Annotated in this window: 17 protein-coding genes and 2 pseudogenes; 9 read left to right on the top strand and 10 right to left on the bottom strand. The window is 70.0% G+C overall.

The window, feature by feature from the left end; genetic code table 11:
* Window positions 1-305 precede the first annotated feature (305 nt).
* A complete protein-coding gene (locus tag D5S19_RS25300) occupies window positions 306-827 on the top strand; it encodes a 2'-5' RNA ligase family protein (protein WP_233574149.1) in 522 nt (173 codons plus the stop codon).
* Here D5S19_RS25300 and D5S19_RS25305 read toward each other — a convergent pair.
* The 3 genes from D5S19_RS25305 to D5S19_RS25315 are packed head-to-tail and all read right to left on the bottom strand — an operon-like array spanning window position 769 to window position 2,905.
* Window positions 769-1,845, bottom strand: a complete 1,077-nt coding sequence (locus D5S19_RS25305; protein ID WP_120025896.1) for a hypothetical protein — start codon at window positions 1,843-1,845, stop codon at window positions 769-771. The two genes, D5S19_RS25300 and D5S19_RS25305, sit on opposite strands and share 59 nt — an antisense overlap.
* The gene (locus D5S19_RS25310) at window positions 1,842-2,450 is read right to left on the bottom strand and encodes a hypothetical protein (protein ID WP_233574150.1); all 609 of its coding nucleotides are present in this window, start codon (window positions 2,448-2,450) and stop codon (window positions 1,842-1,844) included. The genes D5S19_RS25305 and D5S19_RS25310 overlap by 4 nt, the downstream gene beginning before the upstream one ends.
* Entirely contained in the window at window positions 2,447-2,905 is a 459-nt protein-coding gene (locus D5S19_RS25315; RefSeq protein WP_233574151.1) for a helix-turn-helix domain-containing protein, read from the bottom strand. The genes D5S19_RS25310 and D5S19_RS25315 overlap by 4 nt, the downstream gene beginning before the upstream one ends.
* A 194-nt stretch (window positions 2,906-3,099) precedes the next feature.
* Between D5S19_RS25315 and D5S19_RS25320 the strand changes: the two genes are divergently transcribed.
* Entirely contained in the window at window positions 3,100-4,041 is a 942-nt protein-coding gene (locus tag D5S19_RS25320; RefSeq protein ID WP_120025898.1) for an NAD-dependent epimerase/dehydratase family protein, read from the top strand.
* Window positions 4,038-6,212 carry a glycosyltransferase family 2 protein gene (locus D5S19_RS25325; RefSeq protein ID WP_120025899.1) on the top strand — a complete coding sequence of 725 codons (2,175 nt, stop codon included), beginning with the start codon at window positions 4,038-4,040 and terminating at the stop codon, window positions 6,210-6,212. The genes D5S19_RS25320 and D5S19_RS25325 overlap by 4 nt, the downstream gene beginning before the upstream one ends.
* On the opposite strand, the gene D5S19_RS25330 is transcribed toward D5S19_RS25325, so the two are convergent.
* Window positions 6,142-6,645 (bottom strand): GtrA family protein, encoded by a 504-nt coding sequence (locus D5S19_RS25330; protein WP_120025900.1) that lies wholly within the window; start codon window positions 6,643-6,645, stop codon window positions 6,142-6,144. The two genes, D5S19_RS25325 and D5S19_RS25330, sit on opposite strands and share 71 nt — an antisense overlap.
* 180 nt (window positions 6,646-6,825) lie before the next feature.
* Between D5S19_RS25330 and D5S19_RS25335 the strand changes: the two genes are divergently transcribed.
* Together D5S19_RS25335 and D5S19_RS25340 are read left to right on the top strand one after the other, a co-directional pair.
* Window positions 6,826-7,980, top strand: coding sequence for an NAD-dependent epimerase/dehydratase family protein (locus tag D5S19_RS25335; RefSeq protein WP_120025916.1), 1,155 nt, complete (start codon window positions 6,826-6,828; stop codon window positions 7,978-7,980).
* A gap of 276 nt (window positions 7,981-8,256) precedes the next feature.
* Window positions 8,257-8,559: pseudogene (locus tag D5S19_RS25340) on the top strand (VWA domain-containing protein); the annotation flags it as partial.
* A gap of 353 nt (window positions 8,560-8,912) precedes the next feature.
* On the opposite strand, the gene D5S19_RS25345 reads toward D5S19_RS25340, so the two are convergent.
* The 4 genes from D5S19_RS25345 to D5S19_RS25360 are packed head-to-tail and all read right to left on the bottom strand — an operon-like array spanning window position 8,913 to window position 13,741.
* Complete coding sequence (locus D5S19_RS25345) at window positions 8,913-10,367, bottom strand: aldehyde dehydrogenase (NADP(+)) (RefSeq protein ID WP_120025901.1); 1,455 nt, start codon at window positions 10,365-10,367, stop codon at window positions 8,913-8,915.
* A gap of 11 nt (window positions 10,368-10,378) precedes the next feature.
* Window positions 10,379-11,539 (bottom strand): hypothetical protein, encoded by a 1,161-nt coding sequence (locus D5S19_RS25350; protein ID WP_120025902.1) that lies wholly within the window; start codon window positions 11,537-11,539, stop codon window positions 10,379-10,381.
* Between the two features lie 4 nt (window positions 11,540-11,543).
* Window positions 11,544-12,800: a glucarate dehydratase family protein gene (locus tag D5S19_RS25355; RefSeq protein WP_120025903.1), complete on the bottom strand. Its 1,257-nt coding sequence runs from the start codon at window positions 12,798-12,800 to the stop codon at window positions 11,544-11,546.
* Window positions 12,800-13,741, bottom strand: a complete 942-nt coding sequence (locus tag D5S19_RS25360; RefSeq protein ID WP_120025904.1) for a 5-dehydro-4-deoxyglucarate dehydratase — start codon at window positions 13,739-13,741, stop codon at window positions 12,800-12,802. Before D5S19_RS25360 ends, D5S19_RS25355 begins: the two co-directional genes overlap by 1 nt.
* A gap of 128 nt (window positions 13,742-13,869) precedes the next feature.
* On the opposite strand from D5S19_RS25360, the gene D5S19_RS25365 reads away from it, so the two are divergent.
* The 4 genes and pseudogenes from D5S19_RS25365 to D5S19_RS25380 form a co-directional block, all read left to right on the top strand.
* Window positions 13,870-14,682: an IclR family transcriptional regulator gene (locus D5S19_RS25365; RefSeq protein ID WP_120025905.1), complete on the top strand. Its 813-nt coding sequence runs from the start codon at window positions 13,870-13,872 to the stop codon at window positions 14,680-14,682.
* A 24-nt stretch (window positions 14,683-14,706) separates the two neighbouring features.
* A complete protein-coding gene (locus D5S19_RS25370; protein WP_120025906.1) occupies window positions 14,707-15,525 on the top strand; it encodes an NAD-dependent epimerase/dehydratase family protein in 819 nt (272 codons plus the stop codon).
* Between the two features lie 448 nt (window positions 15,526-15,973).
* Window positions 15,974-17,884, top strand: coding sequence for a maleylacetate reductase and hydroxyquinol 1,2-dioxygenase domain-containing protein (locus tag D5S19_RS25375; RefSeq protein WP_120025907.1), 1,911 nt, complete (start codon window positions 15,974-15,976; stop codon window positions 17,882-17,884).
* Window positions 17,885-17,994: 110 nt separating this feature from the next.
* Window positions 17,995-18,180 (top strand): annotated as a pseudogene (locus D5S19_RS25380) (mycothiol transferase); the annotation flags it as partial.
* 7 nt (window positions 18,181-18,187) lie between these two features.
* Here the strand turns inward: D5S19_RS25380 and D5S19_RS25385 are convergent.
* Together D5S19_RS25385 and D5S19_RS25390 are read right to left on the bottom strand one after the other, a co-directional pair.
* On the bottom strand, window positions 18,188-19,546 hold the full coding sequence (locus D5S19_RS25385) for a M1 family metallopeptidase (protein WP_120025908.1): 1,359 nt from the start codon (window positions 19,544-19,546) through the stop codon (window positions 18,188-18,190).
* A gap of 94 nt (window positions 19,547-19,640) precedes the next feature.
* On the bottom strand, window positions 19,641-23,531 hold the full coding sequence (locus tag D5S19_RS25390) for a Pls/PosA family non-ribosomal peptide synthetase (protein ID WP_120025909.1): 3,891 nt from the start codon (window positions 23,529-23,531) through the stop codon (window positions 19,641-19,643).
* Window positions 23,532-23,661 lie beyond the last annotated feature (130 nt).

Raw genomic sequence — 23,661 nt, forward strand, 5'->3', positions numbered from 1 at the left:
CTCGCGGCCGTGGTCTCGCGGCCGTGGTCTCGCGGCCGTGGTCTCGCGGCCGTGGTCTCGCGGCCGTGGTCTCGCGGCCGTGGTCTCGCGGCCGTGGTCTCGCGGCCGTGGTCTCGCGGCCGTGGTCTCGCGGCCGTGGTCCGGCTCCGGCTCCGGCTCCGGAGCATCCCACCCCGGCGCGCAGCCCACTCCGGCGCCCGAAACCGTCCAGGAACCGCACCGTCCCAGAACCGCCCTGCCCACCCCACCCCCGGCCGAAGCGCCCCCGCACACCCCCGATCCCCACCGTCCGGCAAGATCGTGGGGTGCCTGCTCCCGGAACCAGCGCCCTGGTCGTCGAACTGCCTGCCGCCGCGAAGGTGCTCGCGCTGGCCGCGGAGGTCGAGCCGGGGCTCGTCCGCGCCGGATTGCCGCCGCATGTCACGGCGTTGTATCCGTTTCTGCCCGCCGCGCAGCTGACCGACGCGGTCGACGAGGCGGTGCTCGCCCTCGCCCGTGCGCAGGAGCCGGTCGAGGTCCGGCTGGCGGAGGTGGTGACCGCGCCAGGGTTCGTCGCGGCTGCGGCGCCCGCATTGCAGCCGCTGGCCGACGCGGTGTGCGCGCGCTGGCCAAAAGTGCCGCCCTACGGCGGGCGGTTCGGTCCTCGGCCGCCCGTGCACCTGACGATCGCGATGGGCGGTACCGACGAGCAGCGCGCGACCGTCGCCGAACGTGCGGCTGCGGCACTCCCTGTGACCGACCGTGCCGAGACGCTGCATCTCGTGGTGCTCACCGAGCAGGGCTGGCAGCTCCGGCTGTCGGCTCCGCTCGGAACTCTCGCGCAATAGCCCGCAGCCGCGTCACGTCGGCGGCGAAGGCGGTCTCCGCGGGGGCTTCGTCGGCTTCGCCGGCTGTGGGGCCTTCGCCGTCCCTCAGTGCCTGCGCAGCGGCGGCCGGAGTCAACTGCGGTCCCACGCCCGCGAGAAGAAGCCCGTCGCTGATTTCACTCATCATGGTCAACAGTCGTTCCCGCCCACTCCCGCGTACGTCGTCCAGACGCACGACGTCCGGGTACCGCTCGGCGAGGTGCGTACGCAACGGGCGCAGCTCCGTACGCGCCCGTGAGTCCCGCAGCGCCCGGACCGCGGCCGGGAACGCGGGCACCGTCAACCCGATCACAAGCAGCAGCACGGCAATCGCCGGGAACCCCACCGCAAGCGCGCAGTCCAGACTCGAAAACGCGCCCCGGCAGACGGCCGCCACCGGGTGCTCGGCCGCCACGTCGCGAATCAGATCGACGATCTTCCCGGTCAGATAAACGAAAGCGACCAGACAGCCGACGAACACCAACCCGAGCCCGACCCGGAACGCACCGGTCCCCGTACGCACCGCACCGACCGACACCACGGCGATTTCCGCCACCGCGTAGCCCAGGTACAAGGTGTAGACCACGACATACGCGATCAGCGTCGGGTTCGAGCGGTACAGCTCGTCGAACAGGCCCACACCGGTCGGCAACCCACGGGTTGCGAAGAACGACCCCGCAAGGACCACCAGCGCGACCAGCAGGACGATCAACCGCGTACGCCGCCGTCGATGCGCCACACCGCCGATCTCCGCGACAGTGACCGAAATGCCGTACGCGGCGACCATGGTCGCGAGATTGGACAACAGCCGCCCGAGACTCGGGTACAGCCGGCTCTCGATCTCCTGCGCGCTGTTCGCCAGAAAGCAGAACGCCAGGCCCAGCGCGATGAGCGAGATCGCCAGACCGGATCCGGCGCCGGTCCGCCGCGCGCGCATCGCGCGCCAGATCCCGATGGCGACCGCGAGCAGCCCTACCCCGAAGAAGAGCGCGTCGATCATCCGAGCACCGACGCAAAGCGCCGCGCGCGTTCGGCCGCCCGTCCGGACGCACCCGGACGCAGCGGTGCGTCGTCGGAGGTCGCGGCGCTCATCAACAGGACAGCCATCAGCTCCGCCTCGTACTCGTCGGAATCCGTCGTGACGCGAGTGAGCAGGTGCGACAACAGGTGCGCGCTCAGATCCGGGGCGACGCGCGCCGCGTCGGCCTCGGACAGCACGCAGTCCCCACGGTGCTCGCAGAGCAGATGCGCGATCTCGTGCGCGATGATGTGGTCCTGGTGCAGGCTCGACGTACCCGCCGCGTACGCGACCAGGTCGTAGTCCTCGTGCCGCTGCCAGGCACCGGACGGCTGTCCCGGCACGTAGTCCACGGCCAGCAGGTCGATGTCACGGTCACGGTGGCGTTCCAGCCGGTCGATCCAGGCGTTCATCGACCACGGCCGCGGCGGCGGCACAGCGGCCAGCAACGCCCCCACTGCCCGGCGGGCACGCGTACGCAGGCTCGGATCGATGACCCCTCCCGAGGTGATCGGCGGCAGGACCAGCCGAGGGCACCACGGAGTTCCGGGCACACCGGCGACCGTCAGCATAGCGGTCCTGATCACTCCGGTTTACGTCCTCGGCGGGTCCGTTCGCGCCCGGAGGCATAGCTGTTGAGCTGATCCATCAGCGCGGTGACCGTCTCGCGATCCCGCGCCGAGAGCCGCATCGCGCGCTGTGCCAGATCACGGGCCTCGGTGTCGCGCCAGGCGACGACGTCGGCGACCTGGCCGTCGACGCGCGCTGCGACCTCGTCGTCGAAGAAATACGTGACCGGCACGCCGAAGAACCGGGCCAGCGCCTGGATGTGCGAGCGCTTCGGATCGCGGCGCGCGCCTACGGCCAGCTGCTGCACGTGCGTGGCCGACATGGTGACCCCGGTCAGCTCCGCGACGCCCTGGGCGATCTCCCGATAGGAGTAAGGCTTGCGGTCGGGCGGGTGCACCGTGCCGATCAGGTGCGCGAGCCGATGCGCGAAGCTGCGCCCCTCGTCCTGCCCGGCCATGCCGCCCCCAACCATCCCTGTTCCGCGACAGTACCCAGCATAACTGTCCCGTAAACTTGACACTACCCGTGTCGTTCCGGCTACACTCCTGCCGAGCACTGTTAAGAAAACTAAACACCGGGGTCCGCGTGTGATCACTGGGGGTGCTCACACGCGGACCCGCTGACTCGCATACCGGCCGCACAGGATCCGGCGGTAGGTTGTCCGCCATGGTGCACCCCAACAGTCCGGAAAGGACACCGGTAGTCGTCACCGGTGGCAGCGGCTTCATCGGCCGGGCCACCGTCGCCGCGTTCCGGGAGCGCGGCTACCCGGTGACCGTCGTCGACCGGGTGCATTTCGAGACCGCCGACGAAGGCGTACGCGTCGTAACCGGCGATCTGCAGGCCGCGGCGATCCGCGAAGCCGCGATCGCCGAGGGCACAGGCGGGATTGTGCACCTCGCCGCGCTCACCTCCGTGCTCAAGTCCGTCGAGCTGCCGCGCGAGACGTACGCCGAAAACGTGGCGGTGACCCACGAGCTGCTGGAGCTGTGCCGTGCACGCGAAGTGCCGCGGTTCGTGCTCGCGTCGACCAACGCGGTCGTCGGCGACGTCGGCACGTCGACCATCACCCTGGATCTGCCCACGCGCCCGCTGACGCCGTACGGCGCAACGAAGGCGGCATGCGAGATGCTGCTGTCCGGCTACACCGGCGCGTACGGCATGACTACTTGCGCGCTGCGCTTTACCAACGTGTACGGCCCGGGCATGTCTCACAAGGACAGCTTCGTCCCGCGCATGATGCGCGCCGCGCTCAACGACGAAGGCGTGCGCGTGTACGGGACCGGCGAGCAGATGCGCGACCTCGTCCACATCGACGACGTGGTGCGCGCGATCGTTCTGGCCTACGAAGGCGGCCACAGCGGCCGCGCGATCGTGGGCGCCGGACGGTCCGTGTCGGTGCTGGAGATGATCGAGACCGTGCGTGAGGTGACCGGCGCCGCGTTGCCGATCGAGCACGTGCCGGCGCCGGCCGGTGAGATGCCCGCGGTGATCGTCGACGTCTCGGCGAGCGCGGGGACCATCGGCTACCGCCCGGAGACCTCGCTGGCCGAAGGGCTGGCCACCACCTGGAAGTACTTCTCGGACCAGGAGACCACCAGCCGGTGAGCCGGTTCCTCCGCCGCCACGCGTTCCTGCTCGTCCTGCTGGCGCTGGGCGCCACGCTGCGAGTGCTGGCTTGGGTCGCCTACCGACCGGCCATCCTGTACATCGACTCGTTCCGGTACCTGGACAATCTGCACGCGCTGCGCGCCGATCAGCTCAACCCGATCGGCTACGACCTACTGCTGCGCCCACTGCTCGCGGTCGGCGGGCTGGCCTTCGTCGCCGCGGTGCAGCATCTGGCCGGAATGGCCGTCGCAGTGGGGCTGTACGCGCTGGCGCGGCGGCTGGGCGCCCGTCGCTGGGTGAGCGCGCTCGCCGCCGCTCCCCTGCTGCTCGACGCCTACCAGGTGCAGATCGAGCAGAACATCATGTCCGAGGTGCTCTTCGAAGCACTGCTGCTCGGTCTGCTGTGGCTGCTGCTGGCGAAAGGCAAGCCGAACTGGCGGCGGATCGCGCTCGCCGGGCTGATCGTCGGATTCGCCGTACTGGTACGGCTGGTCGGTGTGGCGCTCGCGGTGCCCTTCCTGCTGTACGTACTCGCCGCCGGCCGCGCGTGGCGTACGTGGCGAGGCTGGCGCAACGCGGGCATCGGGCTGCTGGCGATGCTCGTGGTGGTCGTGCCCTACGCCGCGGAGGTCAAGGCGCAGACCGGGAAGTGGGGACTGACCGGTCCGTCCGGGAACATGCTGTACGGGCGTACGGCGGCGGTGGCCGATTGTCCGAACCTGAAGCTGGATCCGGTGTTACGGGTGTTCTGCCCGACCCAGGAGATCGGCCTACGCCGCGTGGACGACTACACCCACGCGGACCTCGACCCGGCGTGGCCGGGCCCGCTGCCGCCCGGTGCGGACAAGACGGCGCTCGCAAACGAGTTCGCGGCCATCGTGCTCAAGGCGCAGTGGTGGGACGTCGCGAAGGCGATTCTCGGCGACTTCGCGAAAAGCTTCCGCTTCACCCGCACCAACGCGGTCAATGACGTCGAAGTCGAACGGTGGCAGTTCCAGCTGACCTATCCGCAGTGGGCCGACCCACCGGTGATCTCGGGTTACACGACGCAGTACGACGGCATCGGCCCCAGCGTCAACGAGCCGATCGCAGTGGTTCTACGCGACTACCAGCTCAATGGCGGTTTCGTACCCGGGACAGTGCTCGGCTTCTTCGGGCTTCTCGGGTTGTCCACGCTGCTGCGCCGGAAACGGCCCCACGACCCCGCGCGCAGCGGAGCGCTCTTCGCCGCGGGTGCCGGGCTGTTCCTGCTCTTCGCGTGCGCGGTCTTCGAGTTCTCCTGGAGGTACCAGTTGCCCGCGCTAGTGCTGCTGCCGATGGCTGGTGCGCTCGGCTTCACCACGCTCACCTCGGCGAGCCGCCGTCGGCTCGCCGCCTACCCCGACACGACCGACGAAGTCGCCGCCGGCGATTTCCGCGAGCGGCATCCGGGCATACAGCTTTCCGAACTGACCGTGGTGATCGCTGCGTACAACGAAGCGGGCGGCATCGGCCAGGTCCTCGACGACATGCCCGAAACCTGCCTGGGGCTGCCCGTGGACGTTCTCGTAGTCGTCGACGGGGGTACAGACGACACGGCGACCATCGCCGAGAAGCATGGCGCGTACGTGTGCGTCGCACCGACCAACCGGGGGCAGGGCGCTGCGCTACGGCTCGGCTATCACCTCGCCGCCGCGTACGGCGCGATGTACATCGTGACCACCGACGGTGACGGCCAGTACGACAACAGCGAGATGGCGGAGCTCGTACGCCCGCTCATCGACAACACTGCCGACTTCGTGACCGGCTCGCGCAGGCTCGGCCACGAAGAAGCGGCCAACCGCATGCGGTGGGTCGGGGTCCGTGTGTTCGCGTGGCTCGCTTCGCTGCTGACGCTGCGCCGGATCACCGACACGTCGTTCGGATTCCGGGGCATGCACGCGGAGCTCGCCACTGCGGTCCCCTTGAACGAACCGCAGTACCAATCCTCGGAGCTACTGCTGGGCGTCACCGCGCGCGGGGCACGGGTACTCGAACGACCGATGAGTATGCGGCTGCGCAAGGCGGGTAAGAGCAAGAAGGGCGGCAGCCTCGTGTACGGCGCGAATTACGCGCGCGTCATGACGGGGACGTGGTGGCGGGGGTACGTGCTGCGCCGCGGGCGAAAACGAAGCGATCGAGCAGCGTGAACTTCACGACGAACACCGCCGCGTAGCTGAACACGTACGCCGCGTCGAGAGCGACGACCCACCAGAAGTGCGGCAGCGAGAGCGGCGCGAGCAGGTGCCCGGTGAGCGTGGTCAGGCCCACCGAGGCGAGCCCGCCGAGCGAGATCACCGCGACGTAAGGCACCAGCTCGTGGGCCACGTCGGGCCGGCCACGGCGGCCCCACACCCAGCGGCGGGTGAGGAAGTAGTTCAGCACCGCGCCCGCGGCGAACGCGACGCCGCTGGCCAGCCACGGCTCCCCGCCTGCCCCGAGCACGGTGATCAGCGCGACCTGGCTGAGCAGCGTCGAGGCCACGGAACTCGTCGCCGCGCGGACGAACCGCACCAGGCCCCGGCGCCGCGGCGGCGAATCCTCCGCCGTGCGTGGCTCGGCCGGGCTGGTTACCGTCGTCATGCCCCCAGTCTCCCCCTCGCGCCGTACGGCATGCCGGACGACCCCCGGTCACACAGAGAATTCACAGCTTGCTGCCAGGCGCCGATCAGCACCCGGGCATTAGGTTCGGAAGTCGGTCAAAGCATCAGGTACGTCGTGAAATCGGCGGGCCCGATGCAGAAACGAAAGAAGGGCTCTTTCATGCGTGTGCTGGTTCTCGGCGGCGACGGGTATCTAGGCTGGCCCACGGCATTGCATTTGTCCGACCGCGGGCACGACGTGGCTGTTCTGGACAACTTCGCGCGACGCCGCTACGACGTCGAGCTGGGCACCGAGAGTCTCGTCCCGATCGAAAACCTGGCGACCCGGATCGAGGCCTGGCAGGAGGTGTCCGGCCAGCGGATCGACGCCTACGAGGGTGATTTGCTGGACGCCGGCTTCGTCTACGACACAGTGCGGGAGTACCGGCCCGACGCGATCGTTCATTTCGCCGAACAGCGTTCCGCGCCGTATTCGATGATCGACCGCGAGCATGCCGTCCACACCCAGCACAACAACGTGGTGGGCAACCTCAACCTGCTTTACGCGATCGCCGAGATCGACCCGGCGATCCACCTGGTCAAGCTGGGCACAATGGGCGAGTACGGCACGCCGAACATCGACATCGAGGAGGGCTGGCTCGAGGTCGAGCACAACGGCCGCCGCGACCGGATGCTGTATCCGAAGAAGCCGGGCTCGTTCTATCACCTGTCGAAGGTGCACGATTCGCACAACATCGAGTTCGCCTGCCGGATCTGGGACCTGCGCGCCACCGATCTGAACCAGGGGGTGGTGTACGGCCAGCAAACCCCGCAGACCGCGCTCGACCCGCGGCTGGCGACCCGGTTCGACTACGACGCGGTGTTCGGCACGGTGCTGAACCGGTTCGTCGTCCAGGCCGTGCTGGGGCAGCCGCTGTCGGTGTACGGGAAGGGCGGGCAGACCCGCGGGTTGCTCGACATCCGGGACACCGTGGAGTGCATCCGGCTCGCCGTGGAGCACCCCGCCGAGCGCGGCGAGTTCCGGGTGTTCAACCAGATGACGGAGAGCTACTCGGTGGGGCAGATCGCGGACATCGTGGCGAACACCTTCCCCGGGCCGGTGCAGATCGAGCATCTGGACAACCCGCGGGTCGAGCAGGCCGAGCACTACTACCACGTCAAGCACACCGGGCTGGTCGAGCTGGGCCTGCAGCCGCATTTGCTCACCGACACCCTGATCGAGTCGATGTTCGACCTGGTCGGCGCGAACAAGCAGCGAGTGGACGAAAAGCGGCTGCTGCCGGGCGTGCGCTGGCGGGGCGCGGTCGAGTCCTGACCCGTGCCTTGATCCCCTGCTGATCCACTTCCGACCAGCACGGTCACCGGAATTGTCGGTGCCGGATGCGATGCTTCTCCGGTCAGCCCCGGGAGGGGACGCGAACGACCCAGTACGTAGCGGACGAGGTGGCGGCGCGCTGGAGCGCGGACCGGGTGCGCGGGCTCGCGCCGGGCCCGGCGTCGGTGAAAGCCGCGCGCGGGCCGGCGGTGCCCGCGAAGTGGTGGTCCGGCGCAGGCGCGTCCGAGCGTGTGGTGGGATGCTGCTGGAGCCGGAGAGCGGCTCGCCGAACGCACCCGGTCCGCGGTGCACGGAGCGCTCGACCGCTCCGCACGAACCCGCCGGCCACGCGGCGGCGACGTCGACTGGGACCGGACCGTGCGGGCGAACCTGCGGCACTACTCCCCCGACCTCCGCACCGTGGTGCCGGAGCGGCTGATCGGCTACGGCCGCCGGGAGAACAGCGTGCGCCGGGACGTGGTGCTGGCCGTGGACCAGTCCGGCTCGATGGCGGAATTAGTGGTGCACTCCGGGGTATTCGGCGCGGCGCTGGCCTCAATGCGGGCCCGACCGGTTTCCGGACCTGCTGGCCGCCGCACTGCGCCACGAGGACCTCACCAGGTGGGCGACCATGGACTGACCCGAGCACGCCACAGAAGTCCCTCGGAGCGACGGATCCGGCCTCCTGCAGCTACCCCGGCCGATCAGCGCGCTCCGCCGCTGCCGCGGGGGCTGCTACACGGGTTGCCCTCGTGTAGCAGTCCCGGCAGCAACACGCGCGGAGAAGCCCGGTGTCACCCCGGCCGATCCCACGCCGAACCCGACACGGCGAACGCCACTCCGGCCGGAGCGACGCCACAGCCGCCCACACAGCACCAGGGCAGCCCCACAGCCCGACGAACCCGGCCTCCCGGATGTACTACCCGCAACGGTCAGCGCGCCCCGTCCGTACGCCGAGGCAACTGCCACGGGTTGCCCTCACGCAGCGCCTCCGGCAGCAACGCGTCCGGGAAGCCCTGCCAGGCGACCGGGCGCAGGAAGCGCTCGATGGCCGCGGTGCCAACCGAAGTGGTGGTCGGTGCCGTGGTGGCCGGGTACGGTCCGCCGTGCTGCTGTGCCCAGCTCACCGTGACGCCGGTGGGCCAGTCGTTCCACAGCAGCCGCCCTGCCAGCCTGGTCAGCGAGGGCAACAGCGCGCGCACGTACTCGGCTTCGTCCTCTTCGCCGTGCACAGTCGCGGTGAGGCCGGGTTCGAGCGTGTCGAGAACCTCGATCAGCTCGGCCTGGTCGGCGTAGGTGACGACCAGCGACGCCGGGCCAAAGTGCTCCTCACGTACGGCGTCGCCACCGGCCAGGAACTCCTTCGCGGTGGTGGTCAGCAGGCTCGGTGTACAGCCGAGATCCTGACGGTCGCCCTCCACCAGCGACGAGACGCCCGGTGCTGCACGTAGCTCGGCCAGCTTGTTCGCGAAACCGGCGGCGATGCGCTCGTTCAGCATGTCCTGCCGGGCGACGCCGCCGACGGCCTCGCTCAGGGTGCCCTCCAGGCCGTGCCCTTCGGGGACGAGCAGCAGGCCCGGTTTGGTGCAGAACTGCCCGGCACCCAGGCTGAACGACCCGGCGTACCCCTTCGCCACTGCCTCGCCCCGCGCGCTCAGCGCGCCCGGCGTCACGACCACGGGGTTCACGCTGCCCAGCTCGCCGTAGAACGGGATCGGCGCCGGCCGAGCCATCGCGATGTCGAACAGCGCCCGCCCGCCGGGCACCGAGCCGGTGAACGAGGCAGCCGCGATCCGCGGGTCCCGCAACGCGGTCACGCCCTGCTCCACCCCGTGGATCACGGCGAACGTGCCCTCCGGGGCGCCGGCCGCGACGAGCGCGGCAGCCACGATCTCCCCGGTACGCGCAGACAGCTCCTCGTGCCCCGGGTGCGCCTTCAGCACCACCGGGCACCCGGCGGCGAGCGCGGACGCGGTGTCGCCGCCTGCCACGCTGAACGCGAACGGGAAGTTGCTCGCCGCGAACACCAGCACCGGCCCAACCGGCACGAGCACGCGGCGGATGTCCGGGCGCGGCCCCATCGGCCATGCCGGATCGGCGTGGTCGACAGTGGCACCGAGGTAGGCGCCGTCCCGCAGCACCTCGCCGAACAACCGCAGCTGAAACGTGGTGCGGGCCAGCTCACCCTTAAGCCGCGGAGCGGCCGGTAGGTGGGTCTCGGCGTGCGCGAGCGCGATCAGCTTCTCGGCCTCCGCGTCGAGCGCGTCGGCCACAGCCGTCAGCCAGCCTGCGCGTGCCGCGGGCGTACTCGCAGCGAAAGGCCGCGCAGCCGCAGCCGCAGCGCCGAGCACTCGTTCCAGGTCCGCTTCGGAGGTTTCCAGACTCATGATCTCCTCGTTCAGTTTCGCGACACTCGGTGTGCAGCGGCGACCGCAGTATGCAGATCCGGCCACCGCGCAGGGCCTGCCAAGCCCAGATGGTAGAGGTGCAGTTCAGCGGCGCCCGCGCGGCCGAGTTCGCCCACGTACGCTTCGATGTCCGGCACCGGCCCCGCTGCGACGGCAGTGACGTAGCTGCCCACAGCCACCTTCGCAGGCAACGCCTTCCGCGCTGCAGCCACAGCGTCGACGCTGCTCTGCCCCGGCGCCCAGTTCTGCAACACGACGACGGCAGCGTCGTCGTCGTCGGCAGCAGTCGGCGTAAGCCCCGGCGACGCACCAGTGGCCCACGGATCGAGCGCACCGTGCAACACAATCCGCGTACCGGGCTTCAGCTTCGCGAGCACTGCACCACGCAGGACATCGGTGGCGTTCTGCCGTCCGCTCAGCAGTACTCCCTTCAGCGCCGAAGGAAGCGCGTCCTCGGTCACTGTGAGTTCGGCCGTGGCCACCAGCCTGCGTACCTCGGTAGACAGCTGTTCCCGTACTTCTTCCGGGTTCCACCCGATCCAGCCTTCGGCACACGCCGTACAGCAGCAAATCGAGAGCACACGCGCAACCGCCAGCGCCCACACGCCGTCGGTCTTCTCGTGTTGGTGCTGGTGTACGGCGCCAAACGGGCCGCACGCTTCCAGGATCACCGAGGACAGTTCAAGCCCTGCGACAGCCTCCGAAACCAGCGTCGCTGCGTACGCGCGGACTGCGGGTTGCGAGGGGCACAACGCCCACGGGTACGTCTCGCCGAAGCAGTTTCGCACCGCGTACCCCGGAAACGCGGCTCCCAGCTGAGAGTTGTGGGTCAGCACAAGCCATGCCGCAGACGGCATACCCGCTGCGTTCAGCAGGCGCACGGCGTCGCCGCCGCTGTACGGCTGGCCGACCCAGTCCGGCGTGGCCGGAACCAGCTCACGGCCTGCCCACACCTCTTCGCGCACCGAACGGTAGATCGCCGCGGTCCGCGCAATCACCGAAGCGCGGTCGGGCGACCACGGTGTGGCCGCGCGGGCACTGTGGTAGGTCAACGCCACTGCGACCTCGTCCACACCGAGATCGCGTACGCGGTCTACGAAGCCGGGGTCACCGAGCACGTCCCACGGATAGGCGTAGCCGGTCACCTTCACCGCGTCACCACCTTGCCGTGTTCGGTTCGAACGCCGGCCGGTACTTCCGCATGTACGTGGCGTCGTCCCGCTTCGTCAGTCCACATCGGACATAGTTCTCGTGCGCCACGGCGAGTGCGTCGGCGTCCAGCTCGACACCGAGGCCTGGCCGTTCCGGCACTGTCACAGCGCCGCCACGGAACTCCAGCGCGCCGGGTGCGATCACGTCTGCCGTCTTCCACGGCCAGTGCGTGTCGCACGCGTACGTCAGGTGCGGTGTCGCTGCGGCCACGTGCACCATCGCGGCGAGACTGATGCCGAGGTGGCTGTTGGAGTGCATCGACAGCCCGACGCCGAAGCTCTCGCAGGTGATCGACAACGCCTGGGTGTCGCGGATACCGCCCCAGAAGTGGTGGTCCGACAGCAGCACACCGATCGCGCGCGCACGGAACGCCGGTTCGATGTCACCGAGGTTCACCACGCACATATTGGTGGCCAACGGCATACTTGCTCGCTCCGCTACCCGGGCCATGCCTTCGATGCCGGGCGTGGGGTCTTCGAGGTACTCCAGTACGCCTTCGAGTTCCCCTGCCGCGCGTACGCCGGTCTCCGGAGTCCACGCCCCGTTCGGGTCGATCCGCAGCGGGTACCCGGGAAACGCCTCGGCGAGGGCACGGATGCCCGCGATCTCCTGCGACGGCTCGAAGACGCCGCCCTTGAGCTTGATCGAGCGGAAGCCATACTCGTCCACCATGCGCTTCGCCACGCTGACGAGTGCCTCCGGCGTCACGACCTCACCCCAGCTGTCCTCGTCGGCGCCGACATGCGCGCCGTACTTGTAGAACAGGTACGCGGAGAAGTCGACCTCGTCTCGGGCCTTGCCGCCGAGCAGGTCCACCACCGGACGGCCCAGGGCCTGCCCTTGCGCATCCAGGCAGGCGACCTCGAACAGCGAGTACACACTGGCGATCGTCTTGCGGATCGAGAACCCACCGATCAGGCCGTGTTCATCTGTCACCACAGTGCCGGCCAGCGTGCGCGCGACGAGCCGCTTCAGCCCCGGCAGGTCGAACACGTCGTGCCCGGCCAGCCCCGGCACAACCTTGCGTACCTCGCCGAGGAAAGCCTCGTCGCCGTACGACTCACCGAGGCCCACCACGCCGTCTTCGCAGACCAGCTGAACCACACTGCGCAAGGCGTACGGCTCGTGTACGCCCATCACGTTCAGCAGCGGTGGATCCGCGAATGCAACCGGGGTGAGTACGACGTCCCGAATCTTCATCAGCGTGCCTCGATACGCTTGAGCGTGGCGAAGCCGCCTTCGACGATCTTGCCCAGCCTGTCGATCTGCTCGACGGTCGGCTCGACGAGCGGCGGCCGTACAGTGCCGACCTTGTCGCCTCGCAGCCGCGCAGCCGCCTTCACCAGCGACACCGCGAAGCCGGGAGATTCGTCGCGCAACGCCACCAGTGGCAAGTAGAACCCGGCGAGCAACGCATCCATCACGGCATCATCGCGCTCACCTAGCGCACAGTGGAAGCGATGCGCGAGCTCCGGAGCGAAGCAGTGCACCGCCGAAGAGTATCGCGCGACGCCTACGGCCGCGTACGCCTTCGCAGACATCTCAGCGGTAGGCAGTCCGTTGAGGAACAAAAACTCCTCCGCGCGCTGCGTACGCTGCGCGCGGATGGTCGTGACGATGCGCGTCATCGCGTCGACATCGCCGTAGCCGTCCTTGATCCCAACCACAGACGGGATGTCCAGCAGCTTCGCCGCAGTGGGCGCAGTGAACACCCCCGTACCGCGGTGATAGACCACCACCGGCACTGTGGTCTCCCCTACCGCGTAACGCACGTACTCGACCATGCCAGCCTGCGGACCGTTGACCAGGTATGGCGGCAGCAGCAACACCCCGTCGGCACCGCCAGCCTGCGCCACTGCGACGCCCGCGCGCGCTCCAGCAGCGCCGCCACCGGCCCCGACCCACACCGGAACCCGGCCCGCAGTCACTTCACGCGCCTTCGCCAGCAGGGCAACGACTTCGTCCGCCGACAGCGAACTGAACTCCCCCGTACCGCACGCGACGAACAACGCACCGGCACCCGCGGCGACATGGCGTTCGATGTTCTCCGCGAACCCACCGAGGTCGACTTCGAGGTCGGCGGCGAACGGCGTGAGCGGGAACGCCAGCAGGCCGTCCAGCGCGATCTCGGTCCGGGGCATCGGTGCATGCTCCAATTTTCACACTCTTGAATGGTGCCTGCTATCGTGTACATCTTCACGTACAAGAACGAGGTTCCGGACGCTAATATGGCCGGGCTCACAGGTCAACCGCCGGTCGGAGGCTCCTTATGGCGCAGTTCGCCGTTCCCGACACCCCGGCTCCCGCTGCCACCGGCGTGGGCGCATCGGGGGTGAAATCCGCCCGGCGCGCCATCGACCTGCTCGAAACCTTCGCCGCGAACGACGTCTGGCTCTCGCTCTCGGATCTGCACGCACGCACCGGGTTCCCGCGATCCAGCCTGCACGGTCTGCTGCGCACCCTGCTGGAAGCGGGCTGGCTGGAGGCGGATGCGAACTCCACGCGGTACCGGCTCGGCGTACGCGCACTCATCTGCGGCACTGCGTACCTGGACCGCGACGCGATCGTGCCCTTCGCCACCGAAGCGCTCGAACGCATCCGCGAGAAGACCGGATTCACCGCGCATTTCGCGCGCCGCAACGGCACCGAGGTGGTGTACCTGGAAACGCGCGAAGCACAGCGCTCCACCCACTTGGTCTCACGGGTCGGCCGCACCCTGCCCACACACGCCACGGCGCTCGGCAAGGCACTGCTGGCCGAGCTGACCCACGACGAGATCGAAGACCTGCTGCCGCCCAAGCTGTCACCACTCACCCCGCACACCATCACCAGCCGCGAAGAGCTGCATGCCGATCTCGCGCGCACCCGTGATCGCGGGTACGCGGCCGAGTTCGAAGAAGGCACCCCTGGCGTGCGCTGTGTCGCCGCAGTGATCCCGTACCGCATCCCCGGTACCGACGCGATGAGCTGCTCGATGCCGGCCGACCAGGTCACCGACGCAGACGCCGAACGCGTGGGCGCTCTGCTGGCCGATACCACCGCCGAACTCGGGCAGCAGCTGCGCCGCGCCGGGATCCGCTGACCTCTCGCCCGGGAAGGAAACTAGATGCCCGACGAGCGTGTGCTGATCACCGGAGCGGCCGGCGTCGTCGGCACCCTGATGCGGCCACGGCTGTGTCGCCCCGGGCGCGTGTTGCGGCTGCTCGACCTCGCCGAGCAGCCCGCGGCCGGCGCCGACGAGGCCGTAGAGATCATGACCGGCTCCGTCACCGACCCCGCTGTCATGGCCGCCGTCTGCGAAGGCGCCGACGCCCTGATCCACCTCGGCGGCCACAGCCGCGAAAACTCGTGGAAAGCAACGCTCGACGTCAACATCGACGGCACACGCACCGTGCTCGAAGCCGCCCGCGAAGCCGGGATCAAGCGCGTGATCCTCGCGTCCAGCAACCACGCTGTGGGCTTCCGCAGAGCCGAGGAGGCGAGCGAGACCGGCCTGCCCGCCGATGTGAGCCCACGGCCGGACACCTACTACGGCGTCAGCAAAGCCGTCATCGAGGCGCTGGGCAGCTTGTATGCCTCACGTTTCGGCATGGACGTCATCGTGGTGCGGATCGGCTCGTGCTTCGAAACGCCGATACCGCTGGGCCCCCGCGGACTGATCACCTGGCTCTCACCGGACGACGGTGCGCGACTGTTCGAAGCCTGCCTGAGCGCGCCTTCGCCCGGCTATCAGCTCGTCTGGGGCGTTTCGGACAACACCCGCCGCATCTACTCCCTCGCCGAAGCCGAAGCGCTGGGCTACCAGTCACACGACAACGCCGAGACCTTCGCCGAGCAGCTGCCCACGAAGCCGACGCCCACCGAAGCGGAGTACGTCGGCGGTTCGTTCTGTACGGCGCCACTGGGCGAGTTCGACCCGCTGTGACGTGCCGATGCTGAGCTGGGCCGCCTCGGCGCCCCCAACGACGCGTTCAGGCGCCGCTCGTTCGCCGCCGCACGTGCCGCCTCGCGTACGCACAGTAATCCGGCCCCCCGCCATGCGGATACTCAAGGCATATGCGGTACGAATCCGAATGATGGAGTCATATCGCTTCAGTTGCGAACCGTGACAGGGTCGAGGTGCACGTCCCAGAACAGGTCGAGAAGGCGGCAGGACACAGCAATGCCGGGCAAGAGAGTGTGATTCCGGACAGAATCGAGAACAACCGCCGCGCCGGCCGGCCCACGACCCCGGCGACCGGCCAAGCATCCGCCGCGCCAATCATCCCATCCGCACCGGTCACCCACCCCATCGCACCAGTCACCCACGCCACCCCGAGCCGCCCCATCCCGGCCACCGACCACGAAACGCCACCAACCCGAAGGAACCGACGATGTTCACCTACACCGCCAACCCGGCCCGGATCGTGTTCGGCCGGGGCACGCTGGACGCCCTGCCCGCCGAAGTGCGCCGGCTCGGGGCGAGCCGGGTGCTCCTGCTCGGCGGGCCGACGCTGACCGGTCCGGTGGACCGCGCCGCCGAGTCACTCGGTGCGACGGTGGCCGTCCGGTTCGATGGCGCCGCCATGCACACGCCGGTCGAGGTCACCGAGCGGGCGGTCCGAGCCGCGGCCGGGGTGGATTGTGTGGTCGCGATCGGCGGCGGATCGGCAACCGGGCTGGCGAAAGCAATCGCGCTGCGCACGGACCTGCCGCAGATCATCGTGCCCACCACCTACGCCGGTTCCGAGATGACGCCGGTGCTCGGCGAAACCGTCGGCGGGCGCAAGACCACCCGGTCGTCTCCGAAGGTGCTGCCCGAGGTGGTCGTTTACGACGTCGAACTCACCATGGGCCTCCCGGTCCGGCTCTCGATGACCAGCGGGATCAACGCGCTCGCGCACGCGGTGGAAGCGCTCTACTCCGCCGACGCAAACCCGGTGATCGACCAGTTCGCCCTGGAATCGATCCATCTGCTCGCCTCGGCACTGCCGCGAATCGCGGCCGATCCGTCCGATGTGGACGCACGAACCGCGGCGCTGCGGGCCGCCTGGCTGGCCGGTTCCTGCCTCGGTTCGGTCGGCATGGGCCTGCACCACAAGCTCTGCCACACGCTCGGAGGCAGTTTCGGCCTCCCTCACGCGGAAACCCACACCGTCGTACTGGCGCACGCAATGGCGTACAACGCACCGGGCGCACCGGAAGCCATGCGTCGCATCGCCGAAGCCCTCGACGCACCGGACGCACCGACCGCGGTGTACGACCTGGTCGCCACCCTGCCGGCGCCGCAATCCCTCGCCGAACTCGGGCTGGCCGAGGCGGATCTCGGCAAGGCAGCCGAACTGGCCGTCGCGGCGCCGTATCCGAACCCTCGTCCACTCACTCAGGACGGCATCGAGAACCTGCTGCACGCCGCGTGGTCCGGCACTCGCCCCGCACCCGCCGAGGGCACACCGCCCGATCTACGGGGATTGACGGCCGAGGTCGTCGAAAGCTTTGCCGCCACACCGGATCCGCGACTGCGGGAACTGCTGTCCGAATTGGTCCGCACGCTGCATTCGTACGCGCAGCGCATCGACCTGACCCAGCAGGAGTGGCAGTACGCGATCGATTTCCTTACCAAGGCGGGGCAGATCAGCTCCGAAACGCGGCAGGAGTTCATCCTGCTTTCCGACACCCTCGGCGTGTCGAGCGTGGTGGACGTGCTCACCAATTCGCGCACCCCGGACACCACCCCCTCGGCCGTACTCGGCCCGTTCTACGTGGCCGGGCCGCCGGAAACCGAGCAGGGCGCGAACCTCGCGGACGGGCTGCCAGGAACTCCACTATGGACGGACGTCCGAGTGACCGATACCGCGGGCACACCGGTCGCGGAAGCCACAGTGGACGTCTGGCAGTCCAATGAGGACGGATTCTACGACGTGCAGCTGCCCGATGTGGACGGTCCGGTGCTGCGCGCCCGATTCCGCACCGACCCGCAAGGCAGGCTGCGGTTCCGGACCATCCTGCCCTCGGCGTACCCGATCCCCGACGACGGACCGGTCGGCCGGATGCTCGCCGAAACGCGCCGCCACCCGTTCCGCGCACCGCACCTGCACTTCATGATCGCCAAACCGGGCTACCGGACACTGGTCACCCAGCTGTTCGTCCACGGCGGCGAGTACCTCGACTCGGACGCCGTCTTCGGGGTCAAGGACGGGCTGATCGTCGACTTCGCCGAACAGACCGGACCGGCCCCGGACGGCAGCACCCCGGACTCCGGCTGGCGCCGTCTCGAGTTCACCTTCCGCATCGCCCCCGCCTGACGCACTACGCTGCCCAAGCCAAGGGCTGTGAAGGGACCCTTCACGGACTCTGAGTCCGTGAAGGGTCCCTTCACAGCTTTGCCGCAGCAACGAGACCGCTCGACGGAGGTGCCGCCCATCGGGAAGCCTGCGCCACCGCCCGGAAGGCGGCCAAGGGGCTGCCGCTGGATGCCGTCGTGACCGGCCACCGGTCCGGACCACGCACGCTTCGCTGGGTATACCTGCAGGTTCTGCGGGAGCTGGCCCACCACAGCGGCCACGCCGACATCCTGCGCGAGCAGCTCCTCGCCCGCTGAGAACCCGTCACCGCCGTGGCAGCGGAGTCTTCCCCAGCCACCTCTCGAAGAACCCACGCAGTGAACGGCCCGCGTACACCTCCGCCATCGCCCGGAAATCCGCAGTGGTCACCGTGCCGTGCCGATGCTCCACCGCCCACGCCTTCACCAGCGTGAAGAACACCGGATCACCGATCTCCCCCCGAAGCGCGTGCAGGGCGAGCGCGCCGCGTTTGTACACGCGCTCGTCGAACATCCGCGCCACGCCCGGGTCGTTGATCGCGATGTCGGCCGGCTTGGCCTGCATCCGCGCGTGCCAATACCGGGCCAGTGCCTCCGCCGACCGGCCGCCGGACTCCTCCGACCACAGCCACTCGGCGTAGGTCGCGAAGCCCTCGTTGAGCCAGATGTGCCGCCAGTCGGCGACGGTCAGGCTGTTGCCGAACCACTGGTGCGCCAGCTCGTGCACCACCAGCCGCTCGTGCGTGCGGCGCCCGTCCACGTGACCGGCGCCGAAGATCGACATGCCCTGCGCCTCGATCGGATCGTCCAGCTCGTCGTCGGTCACCACGACCACGTACTCGCCGAAGGGGTACGGCCCGAACCACTCCTGCAGCTGGTCCATCATCCGGCCCTGCCGGGCGAAGTCGTGCGCGAACTGCCGCCGCAACCGGGGCGGCACCGCGGCCCGCTGGACGACGCCCGCCGGCACCGCGCCGGACTCCGGCACCCAGGCGCCGCCGGCCAGCTCGCTGTCCTCATACCGGCCGATCTGCACGCTCATCAGGTACGTCGAGGTCGGCTCCGGACGCTCGTAGACCCACCGCGTCGTGCTCGCCGACTGGTAGCGCGAAACCAGGTTCCCGGTCACTGCCACCAGATACGGCGAGGAGGTGGCCACGGTGACCCGGTAGGTCGCCTTGTCCGCGGGATGGTCGTTGCACGGGAACCAGGACGGCGCACCGACCGGCTGGCTCGCCACCATCGCGCCGTCGGTCAGCTCGTCCCAGCCGAGGTCGCCCCAGCGGCTCGGCACCGGACGCGGATTGCCCGCATACCGCACCTCCACCCGGAACCGCGCCCCGTCCGGAATCGATCGGGCCGGCTTGACCTGCAGCTTCAGCCCGCGCCGCGTGTACTTCGCGGCGCGCCCGTCCACCAGCACCCGCGAGATCCGGAACTCGCCGAAGTCCAGCGTGAGCCGGGACAGCGCCTGGGTCGCCGCGCAGGTGAGCACCGCGGTGGCCGCCAACCGGTTGGGGCCGATGCGGTAATCGAGATCCAGCTCGTAGTGCCGGACCCGATAGCCGCCGTTGCCGTGAGCCGGAAGGTACGTGTCACCGGAGGTTTCCGCACCCGGCGCCGGTGCAGCTGCCTTCGTCATCACCCGAGAAGAACCCTTCGCCTGCCGTGCTGATTCCAGCATCGCCCGCCCGGGCCGCAGCCGCAATGCTCCGGTCCGGGCGTCGTGGGCATACCGGCTATTTCCGCCAGGCCGAGATCGGGTTGCCCAGCCAGCGGGTGTCCGCCGGGACCGCGTCCCCGCGGGTGACCAGCGAGCCGGGGCCGACCGTGGTGCGCGCCCCGATGCTCGCGCCGGGCAGCACGATACCGTGCTGCCCGAGGGTGGCGCCCTCGGCGATCTCGACCCCGGACATGGTCATGATCCGGTCGTGGAACAGGTGGGTCTGGACCACGCAGCCGCGGTTGACCGTCGCGCCGTCGCCGAGCGAGACGAGGTCGGACTCCGGCAGCCAGTACGTTTCCAGCCACACCCCGCGGCCGATCCGCGCGCCCATCGTGCGCAGCCACGCGGTCAGCAGCGGCGTGCCGCCCAGCGAGCCGATCAGCCACGGCACCGCGAGCGCCTCCACGAAGGTGTCGGCCAGTTCGTTGCGCCACACGAAGGAACTCCACAGCGGATGGTCCACCTCGCGGAACCGCCCGACCAGCAGCCACTTCGCCGCGGTCGCGGTGAGCGCCGCGACGACCCCGGCCACCAGCAGCACCGGACCGGCCAGCAGCGCGGCGACCAGGAACCCGGCCGAGGACGCCAGCGCCAGCAGCGTCACCGCGACGCCCACGGTCAGCGCGACCCCGCACATCACCGGGACGATCCGGCACAGCTCCACCAGCGCCCGCGCGGCCTTCAGATGCAGCGGCGGAGTGTAGGTGCGGCTGGTGTCCGCGTCGCCGACCGCGCGGCGCACCGGCAGCGGCGGCATGCCCAGGTAGGACGATCCCTTCTTCGCCTTCGCCGGGGTGGAGGAGAGCACGCCCACCAGACCGCGCTTGGGCACCGAACGGCCCGGCGCGGTCATGCCGGAGTTGCCGAGGAAGGCCTGTTTCCCGATCCGCGCGGGGGCCACGTGCAGCCAGCCGTGGCCGAGTTCGTAGGTGGCCACCATGGTGTCGTCGGCGAGGAACGCGCCACTGTCCACTTTGGTCATCTTGGGCAGCGCGAGCACGGTGGACGCCTCCACGTTGCGGCCCACCTTCGCGCCGAGCAGCCGCAGCCACACCGGGGTGAACAGACTGGCGTACAACGGGAACAGCCCTTCCCGCGCCATGCCCATCAGCCGCTCGGTGGCCCAGACCTGCCAGGCGACCCGCCCGTGCACCGGGTGGTAGCCCTCAACCAGTCCGGACGCCAGCGAGCGGACGCCGACCAGCACGAGCAGCGCGTACGCCAGGAAGTAGGCGACTGTGGCGACCGGCACCGCGACGAGCGCGCGCAGCCCGGCCTCGCCGAGCGTCGGCGCACCGGAGATCGCGAAGCCGAGCACCGCGACGCCGGCCAGCGCCGCGACGCCTGGCAGCAGGCCCAGCGCCACCGAGGTCGCGCCGTAGACCGTGGCCCAGAACCGCGACCGCGGCGGGCGGCTCGACGGCCATTTCAGCGCGTCCTTGTCGTCCTTGCCCACCCGGACCGCGGGCGAGCCGGCCCAGCGTTGCCCGGCCGGGACCGCTCCGCGCACGGTGGAACCGGGGGCGATCTCCGCGCCCTTTCCGACGCGGGCGCCGGGGAACAGCGTGCTGCGCGCGCCGACGCGGGCTTCGGCCCCCACACGGACCTTGCCGATGTGCACCAGGTCGCCGTCCACCCAGTGGCCGGACAGGTCGGCCTCGGGCTCCACCGCGGCACCGCGGCCGAGCTTGAGGAAGCCGGTGACCGGCGGCGGCGAGTGCAGATCCACGTCCTTGCCGATACGCGCGCCGAGCGCCTTCGCGTAGGTGGTCATCCAGGACGCGCCGGCCACGCTGTCGGCACCGCTGAACTCGGCCAGCTTCTCCGCCGTCCACAGTCGCAAGTGGACACTGCCGCCACGAGGGTAACTGCCCGGGCGCACGCCGGACAGCAGCATCCGGGCTCCGCCCGCGGCGATCGCGATCCGGCCGACGGGGCTGAACAGCGCCAGCCAGGCCAGGGCCAGCCACGCCCAGTTCAGCGTGGGCGCCCAGGAGAATCCGGACAACGCCAGCAGATTCGAGCAGGCAGCGGCGAGCGTCAGCCAGCGCAGCCCCACCAGCCCCATCAACGGGACCATCAGCGCGGTCTGCAGCACACCCGCACGGCGCGGGGTCGGCGCGATGTCGCGGCGCTCGGTCTCCTGCCCGGACAACGCGTCCAGCTTCGCGGCGAGGTCACCCAGCTTCGGCAGCTGATAGATGTCGCTGACCGACACCTCGGGGTACCGGGTGCGGATGCGCGCGATCAGCTGGGCCGCGGTGAGGCTGCCCCCACCGTGAGTGAAGAAATCGGCACGCGCGGTGCTCACCGACACGCCGAGGATCTCGCTCCAGCCTTCGGCCAGCCACGCCTCGGTGGGCGACAGGCCGGCCGCACTCGCGTCCACAGTGGACAGCGGCCAGGGCAGCGCGGCCCGGTCCACCTTGCCCGAGGTCCGGGTCGGCAGGTCGCCGACCACGGCGAGCAGCGGCACCAGCGCGGCGGGCAGCTGCGCCCGCAGCCGCGTGGCCGCGTCGTCCAGGTCCAGCGGCGCGTCGTCCTCGGGCACGAGGTAGCCGACCAGCACCTGGTTGCCCGCCTTGGTGCGGCGGATCGCGGCGGCCGCGCCGAGCACGCCGGGCAGCGCCTGCAGCGCCGCGTCGACCTCGCCCAGCTCGATCCGCCGTCCGCCGAGCTTGATCTGCTCGTCGAGCCTGCCGAGGAACAGCAGGCCTTCCTCCTCCGCGCGGACCATGTCGCCGCTGCGGTAGGCCCGCTCCCAGCCGAGCGCGGGCAGCGGCGCGAACTTCTGCGCGTCCTTCTCCGCGTCGAGGTACCGGGCGAGCCCCACCCCGCCGATGACCAGCTCGCCGGTCTCGCCCATGGCGACCGGCTCGCCCTCCTCGTTCACCACGGTCAGCTGCCAGCCGGCCAGCGGAAGACCGATCCGCACCGGGCCGTCCCCGGTCATCTGCGCGGCGCAGGCGACCACGGTGGCCTCGGTCGGGCCGTAGGTGTTCCACACCTCGCGGCCCTCGACCGCGACACGCTCGGCCAGCTCCGGCGGGCAGGCTTCGCCGCCGAAGATGAGCAGCCGCACGTCCTCCAGCGCGTCCGCGGGCCACAGCGCGGCCAGCGTCGGCACCGTGGACACCACGGTGATGCCCTGCGAGACCAGCCACGGGCCGAGGTCGACGCCGGTGCGCACGAGCGCGCGCGGCGCCGGCACCAGGCAGGCACCGTGCCGCCAGGCCAGCCACATCTCCTCGCACGAGGCGTCGAAGGCCACGCTCAGCCCGGCGAGCACGCGGTCGCCCGGGGCGATCGGCTCGTCGGTGAGGAACAGCCTCGCCTCCGCGTCCACGAAAGCGGCGGCGGAGCCGTGAGTGACGGCGACGCCCTTCGGCTTGCCGGTGGAACCGGAGGTGAAGATGATCCAGGCGTTATCGTCCGGGCCGGGACGGCCTTCGCCGCCGCCCGGGACGCCGGTGGCGGTGATCTCGCCGTCGGTGGCGATCGCCGCCACGCCGGCCTCGCCGAACACCAGCTCCGCACGTTCGTCCGGATCGTCTGCGTCGACCGGCACGTAGGCCGCGCCGACCGACAGCGTCGCCAGGATCGCCACGTACAGCTCAGCAGTGCCGGAGGAAATCCGGACGCCCACGCGGTCGCCGAGGCCGACACCGTGCGCACGCAGGCGGCTGGCGTAGTCCTCGATCTCGTCGAGTAACCGCCGGTAACTCAGCGTTCCGGTACCGTCGTCGAGAGCCGGGGCGTTCGGGTGCCGCTCAGCGGTCGCCGCGAGCACGTCCAGCAGGGTGCGCCGGGTGGCGGCGGTCTCGGTGGGGAACAGCGCCGGCGCCAGAGCGGCTTCGACCGCCCTGACCAGCTCGGTACTGCCGGAATCAGCAGTCAGCGTCACCGGATCACCCCGGCGGCGGAGTCCGCTCTACGACGGATGGAGGACAACGGACGGCGGGCATGCAAGCCCATCACTCACCTCTCGCGAGCCTTGTTCGGGCTTGCTCTCCCAGTGAGGCGCCCGCAGCGAC

This window comes from Amycolatopsis panacis (genome assembly GCF_003600245.1).
In the GTDB taxonomy this organism is placed as follows: domain Bacteria; phylum Actinomycetota; class Actinomycetes; order Mycobacteriales; family Pseudonocardiaceae; genus Amycolatopsis; species Amycolatopsis sulphurea.

What these genes read in the sequence shown, in the direction of transcription:
- D5S19_RS25375 (WP_120025907.1), top strand. Translation starts at nt 15,974, where the DNA reads ATGTTCACCTACACCGCCAACCCGGCCCGGATCGTGTTCGGCCGGGGC.
- D5S19_RS25345 (WP_120025901.1), bottom strand. Translation starts at nt 10,367, where the DNA reads ATGAGTCTGGAAACCTCCGAAGCGGACCTGGAACGAGTGCTCGGCGCT.
- D5S19_RS25330 (WP_120025900.1), bottom strand. Translation starts at nt 6,645, where the DNA reads ATGACGACGGTAACCAGCCCGGCCGAGCCACGCACGGCGGAGGATTCG.
- D5S19_RS25355 (WP_120025903.1), bottom strand. Translation starts at nt 12,800, where the DNA reads ATGAAGATTCGGGACGTCGTACTCACCCCGGTTGCATTCGCGGATCCA.
- D5S19_RS25320 (WP_120025898.1), top strand. Translation starts at nt 3,100, where the DNA reads ATGGTGCACCCCAACAGTCCGGAAAGGACACCGGTAGTCGTCACCGGT.
- D5S19_RS25335 (WP_120025916.1), top strand. Translation starts at nt 6,826, where the DNA reads ATGCGTGTGCTGGTTCTCGGCGGCGACGGGTATCTAGGCTGGCCCACG.
- D5S19_RS25315 (WP_233574151.1), bottom strand. Translation starts at nt 2,905, where the DNA reads ATGGTTGGGGGCGGCATGGCCGGGCAGGACGAGGGGCGCAGCTTCGCG.
- D5S19_RS25370 (WP_120025906.1), top strand. Translation starts at nt 14,707, where the DNA reads ATGCCCGACGAGCGTGTGCTGATCACCGGAGCGGCCGGCGTCGTCGGC.
- D5S19_RS25360 (WP_120025904.1), bottom strand. Translation starts at nt 13,741, where the DNA reads ATGCCCCGGACCGAGATCGCGCTGGACGGCCTGCTGGCGTTCCCGCTC.
- D5S19_RS25305 (WP_120025896.1), bottom strand. Translation starts at nt 1,845, where the DNA reads ATGATCGACGCGCTCTTCTTCGGGGTAGGGCTGCTCGCGGTCGCCATC.
- D5S19_RS25365 (WP_120025905.1), top strand. Translation starts at nt 13,870, where the DNA reads ATGGCGCAGTTCGCCGTTCCCGACACCCCGGCTCCCGCTGCCACCGGC.